The 15,480-nt window shown below is 52.8% G+C and carries 16 protein-coding genes; all 16 read left to right on the forward strand.

What is annotated here, in order from left to right:
- The coding region (locus tag AB2L51_RS12945; protein ID WP_400922258.1) for an MlaE family ABC transporter permease at positions 1-860 on the forward strand (860 nt) is incomplete at its 5' end.
- Between the two features lie 3 nt (positions 861-863).
- Complete coding sequence (locus AB2L51_RS12950; RefSeq protein ID WP_395582694.1) at positions 864-1,658, forward strand: ABC transporter ATP-binding protein; 795 nt, start codon at positions 864-866, stop codon at positions 1,656-1,658.
- Positions 1,651-2,607 (forward strand): MlaD family protein, encoded by a 957-nt coding sequence (locus AB2L51_RS12955; protein WP_395582695.1) that lies wholly within the window; start codon positions 1,651-1,653, stop codon positions 2,605-2,607. The genes AB2L51_RS12950 and AB2L51_RS12955 overlap by 8 nt, the downstream gene beginning before the upstream one ends.
- Entirely contained in the window at positions 2,604-3,200 is a 597-nt protein-coding gene (locus tag AB2L51_RS12960) for a PqiC family protein (RefSeq protein ID WP_395582696.1), read from the forward strand. Before AB2L51_RS12955 ends, AB2L51_RS12960 begins: the two co-directional genes overlap by 4 nt.
- Positions 3,201-3,358: 158 nt before the next feature.
- Positions 3,359-3,577 (forward strand): hypothetical protein, encoded by a 219-nt coding sequence (locus tag AB2L51_RS12965; protein WP_395582697.1) that lies wholly within the window; start codon positions 3,359-3,361, stop codon positions 3,575-3,577.
- Positions 3,578-3,689: 112 nt separating this feature from the next.
- Complete coding sequence (locus tag AB2L51_RS12970) at positions 3,690-4,409, forward strand: glycosyltransferase family 25 protein (protein ID WP_395582698.1); 720 nt, start codon at positions 3,690-3,692, stop codon at positions 4,407-4,409.
- A 171-nt stretch (positions 4,410-4,580) separates the two neighbouring features.
- Positions 4,581-5,159, forward strand: a complete 579-nt coding sequence (locus tag AB2L51_RS12975) for a glycosyltransferase family 32 protein (protein ID WP_400922263.1) — start codon at positions 4,581-4,583, stop codon at positions 5,157-5,159.
- Positions 5,160-5,162: 3 nt separating this feature from the next.
- Positions 5,163-5,768: a hypothetical protein gene (locus AB2L51_RS12980; protein ID WP_395582700.1), complete on the forward strand. Its 606-nt coding sequence runs from the start codon at positions 5,163-5,165 to the stop codon at positions 5,766-5,768.
- The gene (gene wecB / locus AB2L51_RS12985; protein ID WP_395582701.1) at positions 5,768-6,892 is read left to right on the forward strand and encodes a non-hydrolyzing UDP-N-acetylglucosamine 2-epimerase; all 1,125 of its coding nucleotides are present in this window, start codon (positions 5,768-5,770) and stop codon (positions 6,890-6,892) included. Before AB2L51_RS12980 ends, wecB begins: the two co-directional genes overlap by 1 nt.
- A gap of 380 nt (positions 6,893-7,272) precedes the next feature.
- Complete coding sequence (locus AB2L51_RS12990) at positions 7,273-9,402, forward strand: glycosyltransferase (RefSeq protein WP_395582702.1); 2,130 nt, start codon at positions 7,273-7,275, stop codon at positions 9,400-9,402.
- Between the two features lie 71 nt (positions 9,403-9,473).
- A complete protein-coding gene (locus AB2L51_RS12995) occupies positions 9,474-9,746 on the forward strand; it encodes a hypothetical protein (protein WP_395582703.1) in 273 nt (90 codons plus the stop codon).
- Positions 9,747-9,877: 131 nt separating this feature from the next.
- Positions 9,878-10,897, forward strand: a complete 1,020-nt coding sequence (galE, locus tag AB2L51_RS13000) for a UDP-glucose 4-epimerase GalE (protein ID WP_395582704.1) — start codon at positions 9,878-9,880, stop codon at positions 10,895-10,897.
- A 65-nt stretch (positions 10,898-10,962) separates the two neighbouring features.
- Positions 10,963-12,630: a DUF4422 domain-containing protein gene (locus AB2L51_RS13005; RefSeq protein ID WP_395582705.1), complete on the forward strand. Its 1,668-nt coding sequence runs from the start codon at positions 10,963-10,965 to the stop codon at positions 12,628-12,630.
- Positions 12,631-12,765: 135 nt separating this feature from the next.
- Complete coding sequence (locus AB2L51_RS13010; protein ID WP_395582706.1) at positions 12,766-13,278, forward strand: flagellar basal body-associated FliL family protein; 513 nt, start codon at positions 12,766-12,768, stop codon at positions 13,276-13,278.
- A 63-nt stretch (positions 13,279-13,341) separates the two neighbouring features.
- Entirely contained in the window at positions 13,342-14,685 is a 1,344-nt protein-coding gene (gene fliM, locus AB2L51_RS13015) for a flagellar motor switch protein FliM (RefSeq protein ID WP_395582707.1), read from the forward strand.
- Positions 14,685-15,347 carry a DUF6468 domain-containing protein gene (locus tag AB2L51_RS13020; RefSeq protein WP_395582708.1) on the forward strand — a complete coding sequence of 221 codons (663 nt, stop codon included), beginning with the start codon at positions 14,685-14,687 and terminating at the stop codon, positions 15,345-15,347. The genes fliM and AB2L51_RS13020 overlap by 1 nt, the downstream gene beginning before the upstream one ends.
- Positions 15,348-15,480 lie beyond the last annotated feature (133 nt).

Below are 15,480 nucleotides of genomic sequence, written 5' to 3' on the forward strand. Positions count from 1 at the left end.
GCCCAGCGCCTGCTGGCCCTGCTGCCCCCAACCCCGCGCCCCCCGCCCGCCACAACAGCCACAGGCAGAACCTGCTGGAAAAAACCGGCGACCTGACCCTTGGCACCCTGAACGAGACGGGGGTTGCCGCCTCCCTCGCGCTGGACACCACGCGTGGGGCCCTGCAGGCCCTGCACGGCAAAAGCCGCATGCGCACCAAGGACCTGATTACGGACCTGTGGAACGCAGGCCCCAATGCGCTGCTGATCGTAGGTGTGGTCAACTTCCTGATCGGGGCCATTCTGGCCTTTGTGGGGCTGGTGGAACTCCGCCGCTTTGCTGCTGAAATTTATGTCACCAACCTTGTGGGCATTGCCTGCGCGCGTGAGATTTCGGCCATCATGACCGCCATTATCATGGCCGGGCGTACGGGTGGGGCGTATGCGGCGCGCATTGCCACCATGCTGGGCAATGAGGAAATTGACGCCCTGCAGGTCTTTGGCATTCCCATTTCGAGCTATATCCTGCTCCCCGCCATTCTCTCCCTCTCGCTCATGATGCCCCTGCTCTACCTGTATGGCACGCTCATTGGCATTCTGGGCGGGTTTGTGGTGAGCATGAGCATGATGGATGTCTCCCCCGTGGGGTACTGGATTTCCACCGTGAACGGGGTCGAACTCAAGGAGTTCGTGTTCGGGTTTATCAAGGCCTTTTTCTTTGGCAGTTTTATTGCCCTTGCCGCCTGCCGCGTGGGGCTCAAGGCGGGGCGCAGCGCTGCCGATGTCGGCATTGCCGCCACCCGTGCGGTGGTTATTGGCATTGTCGGCATTATCGCCATGGATGCGGTGTTCGCCGTTATGGCCAACGCGCTGGGAATCTGAGCAATGGCCGAGAGCGATACCCTTATTTCCGTGCGGGACGTAAAACTGTCCTTTGGCCCCAAGATAATCCAGCAGAACGTCTCGTTTGACCTCAGGCGTGGTTCCATTTTTGCAGTCATGGGGGGCTCGGGCTGTGGCAAGAGCACCCTGCTCAAAAGCATGATCGGGCTGCTCCCCCCCACCACCGGAAAAATTCTGGTCGGCGGGGAGGATTACTGGGCCCAGAACGAACACCGCCGGACCCAGATCAACCACCGCTTTGGCGTTCTGTTCCAGTCCGGCGCATTGTGGAGTTCCATGACCGTGGGCGAGAACGTAGCCCTGCCCATGGAAATGTTCAGCAGCCAGCCGCCCGACGTGGTGCGCAAACTGGTCGAACTCAAGCTTGGGCTTGTGGGGATGGAACAGGCGATAGACCTGTTCCCGTCCGAAATTTCGGGCGGGATGCGCAAACGCGCGGGGCTTGCGCGCGCCATAGCACTGGACCCCGACATTCTGTTTTTTGATGAACCCTCCGCAGGGCTGGACCCCATTACCTCCGCCCGGCTGGATGACCTGATCCTGACCCTGCGCGACGGGTTGGGAGCGACCATTGTGATTGTCAGCCACGAACTGCCCAGCCTGTTCACCATTGCCGATGACGGCATTTTTCTGGATGCGGTCACCCACCAGCCCATAGCCCACGGCTCCCCGCGGGACCTGAGGGACCACAGCACCATTCCCGAAGTCATGGCCTTCATGAACCGCTCCTCCACCATTTCCCCGACAGATGAGACAAAGGCTGACCAGCATGTCTGAGAGCACAAACCGCAAAACCGTTATCGGGGCCTTCGTGCTGTTAGGCGGCTTTCTGGCCCTGTTCATCATCATGGTCTTTGGGCATGTCAACTTCTTCGCTCCCTCGCGCGAGGCGGTGGTGGTGTTCCAGAACTCCATTACCGGCCTGTCTGTTGGCGCGCCGGTCAACTTCCGCGGGGTCAAGGTCGGCACGGTCAAAAGCATTACCCTGCGCTTTGACCCGGCCGACCACAAAGCCTATATTCCCGTGGTGCTGACGCTGGAGCCAGACCAGATCCACGTGGTCAAGGACGTACCCGGCGGGGACAAGGTGAGCATTCAGGAGCTGATCGGCATTGGCCTGCGTGCGGAGCTGAACCTGCTCAGCTTTGTAACCGGGCAATCCAACATCGAACTGGATTTTGACCGCTCGGTGCCCCCCGTGCTGCATCCGCGCGTCACCAGCCTGCCCGAGATTCCCGTCCGTATGTCAGCCGTGGAAAAACTGAAGGACTCGCTGGGCCAGATTCCCATAACGGAAATCAGCCACCATGCGGATGCCGCCCTGCTCTCCGTCACCCAGCTCAGCGACAGCCTGAACCGTGACCTGCCGCCTCTTCTGTCAAGCGCCAGACAGGCCATCGAACTCTCGCACGAAATGCTGAAAACCACGACCGGGACCATAAAAGACCTGCAAATCAAGCTGGACGTGACCCTGGGCAAAGTGGACCAGCTGATGGAAACGGGAAACACGCAGCTTAACACTCGTGGAGCGGACCTGCACGCCACGCTGGCCGCGGCCACCAAAACGCTGGATTCGTTGCAGGATATTCTCTCCCCCCGCTCAATCGACCGCGCCAATCTGGACGCGGCCCTGCGCGATATTGCCGCCTCGGCCGCATTTTTGCGCGGCTTCTCGTCCGATATTGAACGCAACCCGCAACTCCTGCTGATGGGACGCCGCCCATGACCTCCGCGCCACGCCGCACGCTGCTTGCCATTATGGCCTGCTGCCCGCTCCTGTCCCTTGCTGGCTGCGCCTCACCTCCACTGCGGCTGTACACGCTGGGCGTGCCATCGGATGCCAATATAGGTGAGCCGCACCTTTCCTCCCGCGCGGCCACCATTGCCATCAGCCGGGTGATCCTGCCTGATTATCTGGACTCACAGGACATCATTACCCGTCAGGGTGAGGAAATCCTGCGCAATGCGCGTGCGCGCTGGGCCACACGCCTGTCCCTCGGGGTCACGGACCTGCTGACCAACGTGCTGTCCAACAAACGCCCGTCCGCAATGATTACGGACCAGCCGCTGGCCGATGTCGCCACCATGCGCGTGCAGATTGATATTTCACGCTTTGATGTGGATACAAACGGCGTGGCCACGCTGGACGCCACATGGGTCGTACTGCCGCGCGACCCCAGCCTGCCGCTCATACGTGAGCGCACCCACCTTGTCGCAACAGGGGATGTTGGCTCCGCGGCTGAGGTGGCCTCCCTCATGCGCAAGCTGGTGATCCAGTTGGCTGAACGGGTAAACGCCACCATTCCCGCCGCGTACTAAAGCCCGCACACCTTAGCCTTAGTCAGCCCTGCCCCAAGCCAAATGGGGCAGGCAGGTTACTTTTTGCCATTTTTTGCACCAGCACCGTGGCACCGGGCCAAAAGGGCGGTAAAGTGCCCCCGCATTGATCCGGACGGACTTGAGGGGAACAGACCAAGGTGGCCAGAACATTCTGCGTGGTTGGGGCCGGGTTTAGCGGCGCCGTGGTTGCCCGCGCCAGCACGGGTGTTTCCTTCCTCGGGCGGCTGGGCACCTACCGCTACCTGGATATGGACGTAACCATCCACGAGGCTCTTCTGGCCTGCGAGCAGATTGAAAGCATCCTTGCCAGCAATGGCGCACAGGCCCTGCCCGCCTTTTTTACTCCCCGGCCCTGAGCAGAGGCAGGGCAACAGCCCAAACCGGGTTGCAATTACGGGGTATGCTGGCAGAATGCGGGCGTTAACCGCGCCATGCCCGCTTTTTTATGGCTTTTGCTCAGGACCACAGATGCACAAGTATTTCATCAGCCTCGAAAGAACTCCACAGCGGACAGAGCGGTTTTTAAAAGCCAATGCCCACATTAGAGATCTGGAATGGATGCCCGGCATGGACGGCAAGACGCTGGACAGGGACACCATTATCAGCAAAGGGCTGATGGAGCCGAACTGCGGTTTTACGGCTGGGGCCATCGGGTCAGGGCTGACGCATGTCAAACTCTGGGCCAAGGTGGCGCAAAGTGGTCAGCCTGCGCATATTTTTGAAGATGACGCTTTTCTGTGCCGCAACTTTGAAAGCGAGAGCGACCGGATTATCGCGACCCTACCCCATGACTGGGACATTATCCTGTGGGGCAACAACTACGACAGCATTCTGGAGTTTGAACTCCTGCCCGGCATTACGCAGTGTGTTGCCATTTTTAATCAGGACACCGTGCGGCAGGGTATTCCCGACTTCCTGAACATGGATGTCTCCTCCAGCCCGTTCAGGCTTACGCAGACCTTTGGCATATGCGGCTATGCCATATCCCCCCGTGGGGCCACCCGCCTGCTTGAGCGCTGCCTGCCGTTCAAATCGGTCGAGGTGCCTTATGTCGGGCTTGGCCGCCTGCTGACCAGCACATCCGTTGATCACCTGATGAACATCCATTACCGGGACCTCAAGGCCTACACCACCCTGCCCCCGCTTTGCCTGACAGATAACGACGTGGCCCAGAGCCTGAACAAGTAAAATACTCCCACCCGCCGGGCCAGCCACCCCAGTTCGGCTCCGACTATTCCAATTTCTCAGGTTTCAGGCTAAATTCCGAATGTCAATTCAAAAATATATTTACTTCCTAAGACTTGGTGGTACCTCATGATTCCCAAAATAATTCATACTGTATGGGTAGGCCCCGCAACGATGCCCGACAAAGAGCGAACGCTCTTTGAAAAAAACCAATCTATTTTGAAGGACTACACATTTAAACTATGGGACAATGAAAGCATAACAGATATTCTTCCGAAAAGTGAAATAATAGAAAACTTTGTATCTTACGCCACAGCACAAAAAAAATGGGCTTTCATAAGTGATTTGATCAAAGTTATAGCACTTGTTAAATTCGGTGGATGGGCAATTGATGCAGACAACGAAATTGTCGCGCCCCTGAGTCCGTTCGAACGTATGCATTGGGTCTCTGGTTTTGAGTTATGGAACGGAAAATATGCCCCCATAACAGCAGTATGGGGAGCAATTCCTTATCACCGCTTTTCTCTATGGATGTTAAACCATTACCTCGTTCAAACTCCTGAGCACATTCTTTCAATGCCTAATACCCGCTGGATATCACAGGCATTCATAGACGCGGGAATACGCATCGACAACACGAGACAATATCTTGATGTTTTTGATGTGGAAATTTTTCCTTCACAAGTGTTCTGCGGGCCGCCATTACCTGAACAGACAGTCGCCCTTCACCATTTTTCTGCATCATGGGTATAAACTATGAAAATTTTCGACAAAACCTATCAGGTCAAAAAGTTTTCTTTTTTTTCTTCTGAAGATCCATGCTCTTTCGAGTTTTGTCATGAAATATGCTGGTCTCGCATTTACGAATATCCGTTTATTCTTCATGAATTAGAAACAATTAATCGTAAAAACCTTTCTATACACAATTGCTCTTGGGGCTTTCGTGATATCCATCTTGTTTTCAAAACATGGCTCGATATTCTTTACCAAAAAGTTTTTCATTCAGACTTGAAGCCTTCGACACTCTATAATACCAGCGTATGGGATATTACAACTTTCCCTCCCGAAAGCCTGCATGATGCCTTTGATGCTGTTATTAATGTTTCAACCATTGAAGAAGTCCCACACGACCACATAGAAATCATGAAAAACCATCTTGTGCAATTACGCAAAGGGGGTAGATTTATTTGCACTTTTGATTATCCAGGTATTCAACTTGAAAAAATTGAAAATTTTCTAGAAGAAAAAATAGTCACCCCCCCTTCACGCTTGACACCGCGTAATTCTAGGCTAGAAGATAAAGCACTTAATCTTCCTCACGATTTTAATGTCGGATATTTAGTTATAGAAAGAACAGAATAATGCGAATTCTTTCTGTCTTTGGAACACGACCTGAAGCCATAAAAATGGCCCCGGTTATTCTTAAATTACAACACACATCTGGTATTACTTCCCAAGTGTGTGTAACCGGGCAGCACCGAGAAATGCTGGATCAAGCTCTTGATTTGTTTCAAATCACTCCAGAATTTGATCTACGCATCATGCGATCAGGTCAGACACTTTCAAGCATAACATCCGAAATATTATTGAAAATAAATGATATTTTTGAAAAATTTAAACCAGATATTGTTTTGGTACATGGTGATACTACCACCGCATACGCGACAGCTCTGGCCGCATTTTACAAAAAAATTCCCATTGGTCATATCGAAGCAGGCCTACGAACCGGAGATATAAACCATCCATGGCCCGAAGAAATGAATCGAAGAACAATCGATATGCTTAGTAGCATTCTATTCGCACCGACTCTCTCGGCCAAAGAATGCCTTCTCGCTGAAGGTTATCCGGATGAGAGCATTTTTGTCACAGGCAATACCGTCATAGATTCATTAAAAATCATCTACAATAGAATAAAAAACGATTTATGCTTGCAAAAAAAAATAGATGAACAACTAAATTTACCACAAAATAAGAAAATTATACTCGTTACAGGCCATCGAAGAGAAAATTTCGGCCATAGTTTAGAAAATATATGTGATGCCCTTTTAAAAATAAGTCAGCGCAATGATGTGGCAATTTTTTATCCTGTTCATATGAATCCCAATGTATATAATGTTGTTTTTGAAAGACTTTCTCAAAGAAAAAATATTTACCTTATAAAGCCCCTAGATTACATTAGTTTTATTTACTTGATGAGTCGAAGTTATTTAATATTAACGGATTCTGGAGGAATACAAGAAGAAGCACCGTCTTTAGGAAAGCCAGTTTTAGTCATGCGTAACAAAACTGAGCGACCTGAAGGCGTGCAGATTGGCACTGTCAAATTAGTTGGTACAGAAACTAAAAATATAGTCACAGAATGCAACTCCCTTCTTGACGATACAGTTTTATACAATCGAATCCAGAACACAAAAAATCCTTATGGAGATGGCCTTGCCAGTGAAAGAATCATTTCAGCGATAAAAAACCTTTCTACAAAAATATAAAGACCCACATCTACAGGCTAGGTCACCTGAACAATACACCATAAAAAATCACCCTCTCCTGCAAGCCATTACAGAAAATGGGTGATTTTTTAATAATTTCTTTTTTATTCATATACAAAGTTTTTGAATTAAAAGTAACAGTAACATTTTTCATAATAAAGAATGCATTAATTATTGTAACTATATTCAAAATACAATGTTTTTCTCCGCGGCATAAAATCACTATATATATTTTGGAATTACCTCACATCAGTATTTTCCTGCCGTCACATACCCAAGTGCTGCAATATGCACATGTTCCCGTGATATTTTTATATTCTGGACACCCCGAATGTATTATAAAATCCCCATACCAGATGGGGTCATTGGGAATGGTGAGTATGATTCAGGAAAAAAATATTTCCAAACCGGATATTTCTATCGTTCTCAATATCCATAAAGAAGCCAATTTTCTCGCACGCACACTCATCAACCTCGAAGGCTGCGTGCGTCACGCACAGCTCTCGGGCCTGACTTGCGAGTTGATCGCCGTTTTTGATTCCAGCGACAAAGAAACCGAAACCGTTTTCCATAACAACAGCCTGCACGACCTGTGCCCCGTAACATCCCTGCATGTTACGCATCGTTCACTGGGCCTGTCGCGCAATGCCGGCATTGAAGCCGCCAGCGGCACCTGCGTACTGCTGCATGATGCGGACGACCTGATTTCCTTCAACGCTCTGGCAGCCCTTTATGCCGATGTGATGCAGGGCGGAAAACTGGCTGTCAGGGTCTGCGAGTATCTGTTTTCATTTGGAACACAGAACCATATTATCGAATACCCGGACAGTGACGCCACCTCCCCCTTACCGTTTATTGGCACACATCCTTACCTGTCCTGCATCATGTTCCAGCGCAGTCTGTATGATAACGTGCAGTTTGTTGACCATTCCCTCTCCTCCGGTCTGGCGTATGAGGACTGGCACTTCAATGCCACAGCGCTGGCACTGGGCTGCACGATCCGCCCCACCCCGGATACCATCTTTTTTTACAGAAGGCGGGCCGGTAGCCTTTCCGTTCAGGCGGCAAGCAGCTCGCCGGGACAGATTGCACCGTGCATCCTGTTTGAGCCCCCCAATTTTCTGCGTGTCAGCAAAGACAAATATCCGCTATGGAAAACACAGGGCAAAGACCTGCTGAAAACCTTTGGCTTCAAGCGGATTGGGGCTCTGAATGACCCGGTCTTCTGGGGGCTGCTTTGTGCAGCCAATAAAATAGAACCGTTGATTGACCCCTATGTTCTAACAGACAACGCCTTTATTTCCTCACTGGATGCCATGAACCCCGCTATAGGCGTTGCGTATTACGAGGCGTGTGAAATTATTCAGGACAAGACATTTACAGATGTCCTGCTTCTGCCCTTCCTGTCTGTTGATGGTGAAGAAAAGTATATTTTTGAAATCATCAAAACGCTGGAAGCCCTGAATCCCCAAACCAGAACCCTGATTATTACAGGTGAAAAGCCGTCCACACTGACAGATCTGGAACGCCTGCCCAAGCACATAACCATTGTGGACATGCCCGCACTGGCCCCTAACCTGAACGGGCATGAACGCAACCTGATTGTGCTCAAACTGATCCAGAACTGCGCGGACGGGGCGCGTATTCACATTAAGCCAAGCCCATTTGCTTATGGCTTTACACAGATGTTCCTTAAGATTTTCAAGAACAACAAGAAAATATTCTACAGATTCTCTGATGAAAAAGCAGGGTCCGACTATTTTCCCATCTACAGGAACTTCTTTACCACGGCAGTGCCCCTGCTGGATGACGTGGACTTCCTGCTCTCTGACAACAAAAACATCATTAACAACGATTTTTACTACGTTGGCACAAAGCACCAGAAGTGGAAGCTGCTTTACGCGCGCCAGCCCAGCCATACATCCCCCCAGGCCATACAGGCCAGAAGCAGCCAGCCCCAGACACGCATCCTGTGGGCCAGCCGACTGGACGCGGAAAAAAAACCGGACCTGCTGGTGCCCATTTCCAAACTCCTGCACACGCTTTACCCACAGGCACAGATTGATGTGTACGGTATTAACGTTCTGGGACATTTTGACACGCAAGTGTTCGAGACACTCCCCAATATCAGCTACAAAGGCCCCTTCTCAGACTTTATCAAGGTCGCCTCCCAAGGGTATGCGTGCTTCCTTTACACCAGTGGTTTTGACGGCCTCCCCAACGTGCTGCTGGAGGCCATGTCTGTAGGGCTGCCTATTGTTGCGCCTGCCGTGGGTGGGATTGATGAAATTATTGAAAACGATGTCACCGGCAAACTCATCCCATCCACAACCCTGACAGATGAAGACCTGATCACCGCCTACGCCCATGCCCTGAATGACCTGCTGCGCAACCCCGAGCAGCGCGTGCAACTGGCGCTGAACGCCCTGAACAAGCTGGAACGCCAGCACGGGCCGGAACAATATACCAGAAAGATCGAAGCCCTCTTCGGGCAGAGCCCACAGGGTTGACACGTACAGCCCACCACACCTGAACTTCTTTTTAAAACCTACAAACTTTACCAGACAGAGGCGACAGAACCATGACAGCCAACACTCAGGACGACAGACAGGAACACTCCGTAGAGTTCCTTTTGTACAATGAAAAAAGACTGAAAAACAATTTTGCGGAACTCCAGAAGCAGCATCTTCTTACCTTGCAGAAACTGCGCACCACCGAGCAGGCCCATGCTGCTCTGCAGGAGCAGGTCAACGCCATTCATGGCAAGATTGAAGCCTTCCGCCAAAGCTATCTGGAGCTACAAAAAGAGCGGGATGATCTGGCCCGTACGGTTGCCATGCTCAAAGCCCGCTAGGCGGCAACCGGACATACACCTACGCACCAGAGCCTGCAGGCTATCACCCGGCCCCTGCATCCAATGATTGGCTTGGGCGGCAATGCTGAGTATAGTCCTGCCTTCTGGTTTTTTTATGGCGAAGTGAACTCGTGGCACGTATTCTTCTGACTGGTGGCGCCGGATTTATTGGTTCCCATACTGCGGTGGCCCTTCAGGGCCGTGGGCACGATGTTGTGCTGCTGGACAACTTTTCCAACGCCTCCCGCTCGGTCCCTACCCGGCTCAAGGAAATTACAGGGGTGGACTACCCCGTGCATGACGTGGACATCCGTGACATGGACGCCCTGCACCGGGTCTTTGCCACAGAGCGCTATGATGCCGTCATTCATTTTGCCGCGCTCAAGGCCGTGGGAGAAAGTGAAGAAAACCCCCTGCACTATTTTGATGTGAATATTGCAGGAACATTAAAACTGCTCACCGCCATGCACCATGCAGGCGTGGGGCGCATTGTTTTTTCGTCTTCCGCAACGGTTTATGGCGCGCCAGAACACTGCCCCATAGCAGAAACCGCCCCCCTGCACGCCACCAACATTTACGGGCGCACAAAGCTGATCATGGAGGATATGATCAGCGACCTCGTGCGCACCGGCATGCTGTCCTCCGCGTTTTTGCTGCGCTACTTCAACCCGGTGGGTGCGCATCCTTCGGGCCTGATCGGGGATGACCCGCGCGGCGTTCCCGCCAACCTGATGCCCTATCTGTGCCAGGTCGCCGCCAGACAGCGCGACCACCTGACCATTTTTGGCGATGATTACCCCACACCGGATGGCACAGGCGTGCGCGACTACCTGCACGTAATGGATCTGGCCGAAGCCCATTGCGCCGCAGTAGAAAAAGCCCTTGGCACCGAGGGCACTCACGCCGTTAACCTTGGCACCGGCACAGGGTATTCGGTGCTTGAACTGGTTCATGCGTTTGAAAACGCAACCGGGATCAACATTCCCTACCAGATTGGCCCCCGCCGTCCCGGCGATGCCCCCTCCTGTTATGCAAACCCGGCTCTGGCCAGAACCCTGTTCGGCTGGTCCGCCAGGCACACCCTGATCGATATGTGCCGGGATTCCTGGCACTGGCAATCCATGAGCGCAAAGATCAGGCACACGACCTGACACAGACATCCACCGCCGCAGGGTGGTTTGCAAATGATCATAAAAAGCCGGGCAGGATTTAAATAATGGATATCAGGATTTATGTTTATCATCATACCGATGTAAATATACATAAAAACCGTTATTTTGAGCCCATTCAGGGCGGCCGGTCCATTGCCGATACAAAATTTGCAAACATGATCGGAGATGATACAGGCGACAACATTTCTACCAGAAACAGGGACTGGTGCGAACTGACCGCCCTTTACTGGATATGGAAAAACACACGCCATGACTACGTGGGCCTGAATACGGAAAAATCCTACCTGAATTTTTCCGAGCATGGCCGCCAGCAGATTTCGCTGCTGAACAAGCAGATGGATTTTATTGATTTCTGTTCACAGAATATCGAAACCTGCTGTTCCAATCATCGTTTTCTGACAGCGCCCATTACCAAAATCCACCCCCCTTCTGCGGCATCTGATGTTCAGACATTTTATGAAAACTACAGCTTTGAACATGAGCAGCAGGACCTTGACCTGCTGCTGACGCTGATCAAAAACGAGTTTGGCGCGTATTACGAAACAGCACTGATTACCGCACACATAGACACCAGATTTCATGATGAAAACATCCTCATGAAACGTGACGTGTTTGATGAATACTGCACCTTTATTTTTTCAGTTCTGTTTGCGTTTGAAAAAATCATAGACATTTCCGGTCGCTCTCCGTACCAGAAAAAAGTCTTCAGGTTTCTCTACGCTTTCCTCAGCAATGTCTTTTTAATGAAGCATTTCATGCATGGAAACAAAGAGGCGTTTTTTCAGGCAGGAGAAATTATTGTTCCAAAATTTTCCAAACAGTACAGCATCAATGCGCCCCCCCGTAACCCAGAACCTGCCAAGACCCCCATTGCATATGCCAACACCATACATATCGCCATCTCGTTTGATGACAATTACGCAGAGCACGCACTTGTCTCGCTGTATTCCCTGCTGAGCAACACCCCAAACGGCAGCCACATCCATTTTCATGTCCTGCATGACCAGAGGCTCAGCCCTGCCAACATTACCAAAACACGGCAGACGTTTGCGGGTTCAAAGTTCAGTTTTTATGATGTCAGTGCCGACAGCTTTTCCAGCTTTCTACCCCATAACAGGCAGCATATCAGCCGCAACACCTATTACAGGCTGGTCATGCATGAGGTGCTGCCAGCAGAGCTGAAGCGCCTGATCTATGTTGATCTGGATACGATTTTCTGTGACGACATAACGCTTTTATGGAACATGGACCTCAAGGGAAAAATCCTTGGCGGGTGCATGGATGAAGGCGGCATCACCCATTCGCGCAAACTGTTTGGACGCAATTACAATAACAGCTACATAAATGCAGGTATTCTTGTTATTGACCTTGCCGCTGCCAGAGAAAAATATGGGAATCTCAAGTTCCTTTATCTGGAATCCTTTGTAAAAAACATCAAAAGCATCACCCTGCAGGATCAGGACATCATCAATATTGCCTTCAGGGACGATATTGAAATCCTGCCTCTGCGCTGGAACGTGGGGAGCCGCCTATACAGCCATAACGAACAGGATGTCGCCTACTCGGAGCGCCAGCAGGATGAAGCCGCCACCAACCCGGCAATCGTCCACTTTACGGGTGAGGCCAAACCCTGGGTCGGGTCGTGTGAGCATCCGCTCAAAGAGTTATATTTTGTCTATCAGGCCAGACTGCAGGAGCAGGCCGGGGGCTAAGGTTTCCCCACCAGCGGTCCCTGCGCGCAAGACACACAGCCATGCAATACGCCCCTCTCCACCATTGAGTAGGTGCGCGCCAGCCGTTAAACTGCTAACAGTGTGACTGATTAACCATTCCGGAGCCCACCAGACATGAGCGAGACTGTAACCGGCGCAAGAGAAGCAGATGCTGCCGCAGCAGTTCCCAGAGCAGATGCCCCCAAATCCAAGCGGAAACTGATGATGGCGGGCGCTGCCGGTCTTGTTCTTCTTATTGGCGGTGGAGTGTTCTGGGAAAAGGACAAGATCTTTACCTCCAAGCTCAAGCAGAACGTGGGCAGCAAGGCCGAGGCCGCCATGCACCCGCCGGTTCTGGTGGGTATTCCGCCCATGGTCTCCAACCTCGACACATCCGGTGGTCACCCTGTTTACGTCAAGCTGACCGCCAAGGTGGAAGTCAGCGGTGTGCCCAACGAAGCCGCGCTGCAGGACCGGATTGCGGAAATTCAGGATGTGTTCCAGACCTACCTGCATGAAACACGCCCGCAGGATATTCGGGGGAACGGTATTTACAGGCTGCGCGAAGCCATTCTGCGCCGCCTGCGCGCGCAACTGGCCCCCGTACAGGTGACAAACCTGTATCTTGTTGAATTCCTTGTCCAGTAAAGCTCTCCGGCTTCTGACACCCGTTCAAACCGACACCTCTCAGGAACCGTAGCGACAAACCACATGCAGGATGTAGACGACACAGCATCAGGGCCCGGGACCCAACCCGAAGCAGACGCCGCACCGGACGCCCCGCATACGGAGGAGGCGCAGGACGGCGCACAGGAGCACGCTCCCGATGCTGCAGCCAGTATGGCCGATCAAACAGACCCCGCGCAGGAGCAGGACCCCGCAGACACAGCGGCCCCCCCGCAGGACGATGCTCCCACCCATGATGCACAGGACGCCCACGCAGAACAGGGTGAACAGGGCGAGCACGAAGCCACCCCCGAGGAAGACCCGTTTGGCAGCCACCTGCTGGACCAGTCTGAAATCGACAACCTGCTCGGCCACACCTTTGGCGGGTTTGAAGAGCCGGAAGAAACCGGCATGGAGCGCGTTATCAAGGCCGGGTTCGTGGCCTATGAACGCCTGCCCATGCTGGAAATCGTTTTTGACCGGCTTGTACGCATCCTCTCGGCCACGTTACGTAACTTCACCAATGATAACGTCGAAATAACCATCGAAGGCATTCGCTCCCTGCGTTTTGGAGACTACATGGGGGCGGTTCCCTCCTCTTCCATGTTTGCCGTCTTCAAGGCCGTGCAGTGGGACAATTACGGTCTGGTCGTTGTGGATTCGGCCATGTCCTATTCCATTATCGACATTCTGATGGGTGGCCCCCGCGGGGTTGGGCATGCAGGGGTGGAAACACGCCCCCACACCGCCATTGAACGCGCGCTGATTGAAAAGCTGATCACCCTTACACTCAACGACCTGTCCATTGCGTTCAACCCGGTCTGCGACGTGGACCTTACATTTGAGCGGCTGGAAGTCAGCTCCCGCTTTGCCGCCATTGCCCGCGCCTCCAACGCCGTGGTGCTGGCCAAACTCCATATTGATATGGAGGACCGCACCGGCAACATGGACCTGATTATTCCCTACGCAACGCTGGAACCGGTGCGCGACCAGCTTTCGCAGCAGTTCATGGGGGAGAAATTCGGCCGCGACTCCATCTGGGAAGACCATCTGTTTTCCGAAATTCTGGAAACCGATGCTCAGGTTTCCGCTGTGTTTGATGAAAAGATCGTGCCACTCTCCGAGGTGCTCAACCTCAAGATCGGCTCACTCATGACCTTCCCGCACAAACAGGGCACGCCCTTCCCCATTCGCCTGCAATGCGGGCAGACCCCGCTGTTTGATGGCCGTCTGGGCAAGCTGGGCAACAAGAACGCGGTCAAAATCGAACGCAGGCTGGTACCGCCACAGGACCACCACCTGCCACCACCTCTTGGCGTACCTCCACAGCCACCCCATCCACCCGCAGCAAACCCAATGCCGGCTCAGGCTGAAGGATCTCCTGAATAATGTTCACACAGATTCAGATGATCGTTGAGATCACGCTCTCTGTCTTTCTGTTCCTTGGTATTATCTACAGTTTTTACCTTGGGCGGGTTCTGGGCAACCTCAAGCGCGACCGGACCAGCCTGCTGGAACTGGTGGACAAGCTCGAAAACAGCGTTAACCAGGCCGAAGAAGGCGTGGACAAGCTGCGCGTGGCGGGGGAGGTCAGTGGTCGCCCCCTGAGCCGCATGATTGAACAGGCCAAGATAACCGGCAACGAACTGGACGACATGGCCACCAAGGCCGATTCGGTCGCCGACCGGCTGGACTCGGTTCTCACTCAGGTGCCCTCGCAGGAGAAGCGGATGGAAAGCCTGATCGAACAGGCCGAAATCGCCCGTCTGGCCATAGAAGAAACACTGGAAAAACTGCAACAGGCCAGCCAGACCGCCCAGCGGACCGCGCAGGATCTTGTGCAGTCCGCGCTGGAGAGTGCAACCGCTGCACAGAACGCCATCGCCAAGGCGGTGGAGCAGCAGTCATCCGCCCCGCAGGACCGGCCAGCCCCCACCCAGTTTGCCGACACGCTGGACATGCCAATGCCTGCAACCCTGACCAGAGAGCGGCCTTACCTGCGCGCTCTTGGCAAAAATCACGCCACCCCACCCGAGCGCGAAAGTGCGTAACGGTTAAGCCACATCTTAACGGACCGGCCGGACATACCGCCCGATTCCAGCCCGAGCCTCCTCCTGTCATGGGAGGGGGCTTTTTTAATGCCGCACGGGAAAATGGCGGATAACTGCCCTTTTATACCTTTCC

The sequence above is a fragment of the Acetobacter fabarum genome (assembly GCF_040702925.2).
Taxonomy (GTDB): domain Bacteria; phylum Pseudomonadota; class Alphaproteobacteria; order Acetobacterales; family Acetobacteraceae; genus Acetobacter; species Acetobacter fabarum_B.

Excerpts from the sequence above, each read along its gene's own strand:
- AB2L51_RS12950 (WP_395582694.1), top strand. The coding sequence starts at position 864 with ATGGCCGAGAGCGATACCCTTATTTCCGTGCGGGACGTAAAACTGTCC.
- AB2L51_RS13020 (WP_395582708.1), top strand. The coding sequence starts at position 14,685 with ATGTTCACACAGATTCAGATGATCGTTGAGATCACGCTCTCTGTCTTT.
- wecB (WP_395582701.1), top strand. The coding sequence starts at position 5,768 with ATGCGAATTCTTTCTGTCTTTGGAACACGACCTGAAGCCATAAAAATG.
- AB2L51_RS12975 (WP_400922263.1), top strand. The coding sequence starts at position 4,581 with ATGCCCGACAAAGAGCGAACGCTCTTTGAAAAAAACCAATCTATTTTG.
- AB2L51_RS12960 (WP_395582696.1), top strand. The coding sequence starts at position 2,604 with ATGACCTCCGCGCCACGCCGCACGCTGCTTGCCATTATGGCCTGCTGC.
- AB2L51_RS12990 (WP_395582702.1), top strand. The coding sequence starts at position 7,273 with ATGATTCAGGAAAAAAATATTTCCAAACCGGATATTTCTATCGTTCTC.
- AB2L51_RS12980 (WP_395582700.1), top strand. The coding sequence starts at position 5,163 with ATGAAAATTTTCGACAAAACCTATCAGGTCAAAAAGTTTTCTTTTTTT.
- AB2L51_RS12955 (WP_395582695.1), top strand. The coding sequence starts at position 1,651 with ATGTCTGAGAGCACAAACCGCAAAACCGTTATCGGGGCCTTCGTGCTG.
- AB2L51_RS12970 (WP_395582698.1), top strand. The coding sequence starts at position 3,690 with ATGCACAAGTATTTCATCAGCCTCGAAAGAACTCCACAGCGGACAGAG.
- AB2L51_RS13005 (WP_395582705.1), top strand. The coding sequence starts at position 10,963 with ATGGATATCAGGATTTATGTTTATCATCATACCGATGTAAATATACAT.
- fliM (WP_395582707.1), top strand. The coding sequence starts at position 13,342 with ATGCAGGATGTAGACGACACAGCATCAGGGCCCGGGACCCAACCCGAA.
- AB2L51_RS13010 (WP_395582706.1), top strand. The coding sequence starts at position 12,766 with ATGAGCGAGACTGTAACCGGCGCAAGAGAAGCAGATGCTGCCGCAGCA.
- AB2L51_RS12995 (WP_395582703.1), top strand. The coding sequence starts at position 9,474 with ATGACAGCCAACACTCAGGACGACAGACAGGAACACTCCGTAGAGTTC.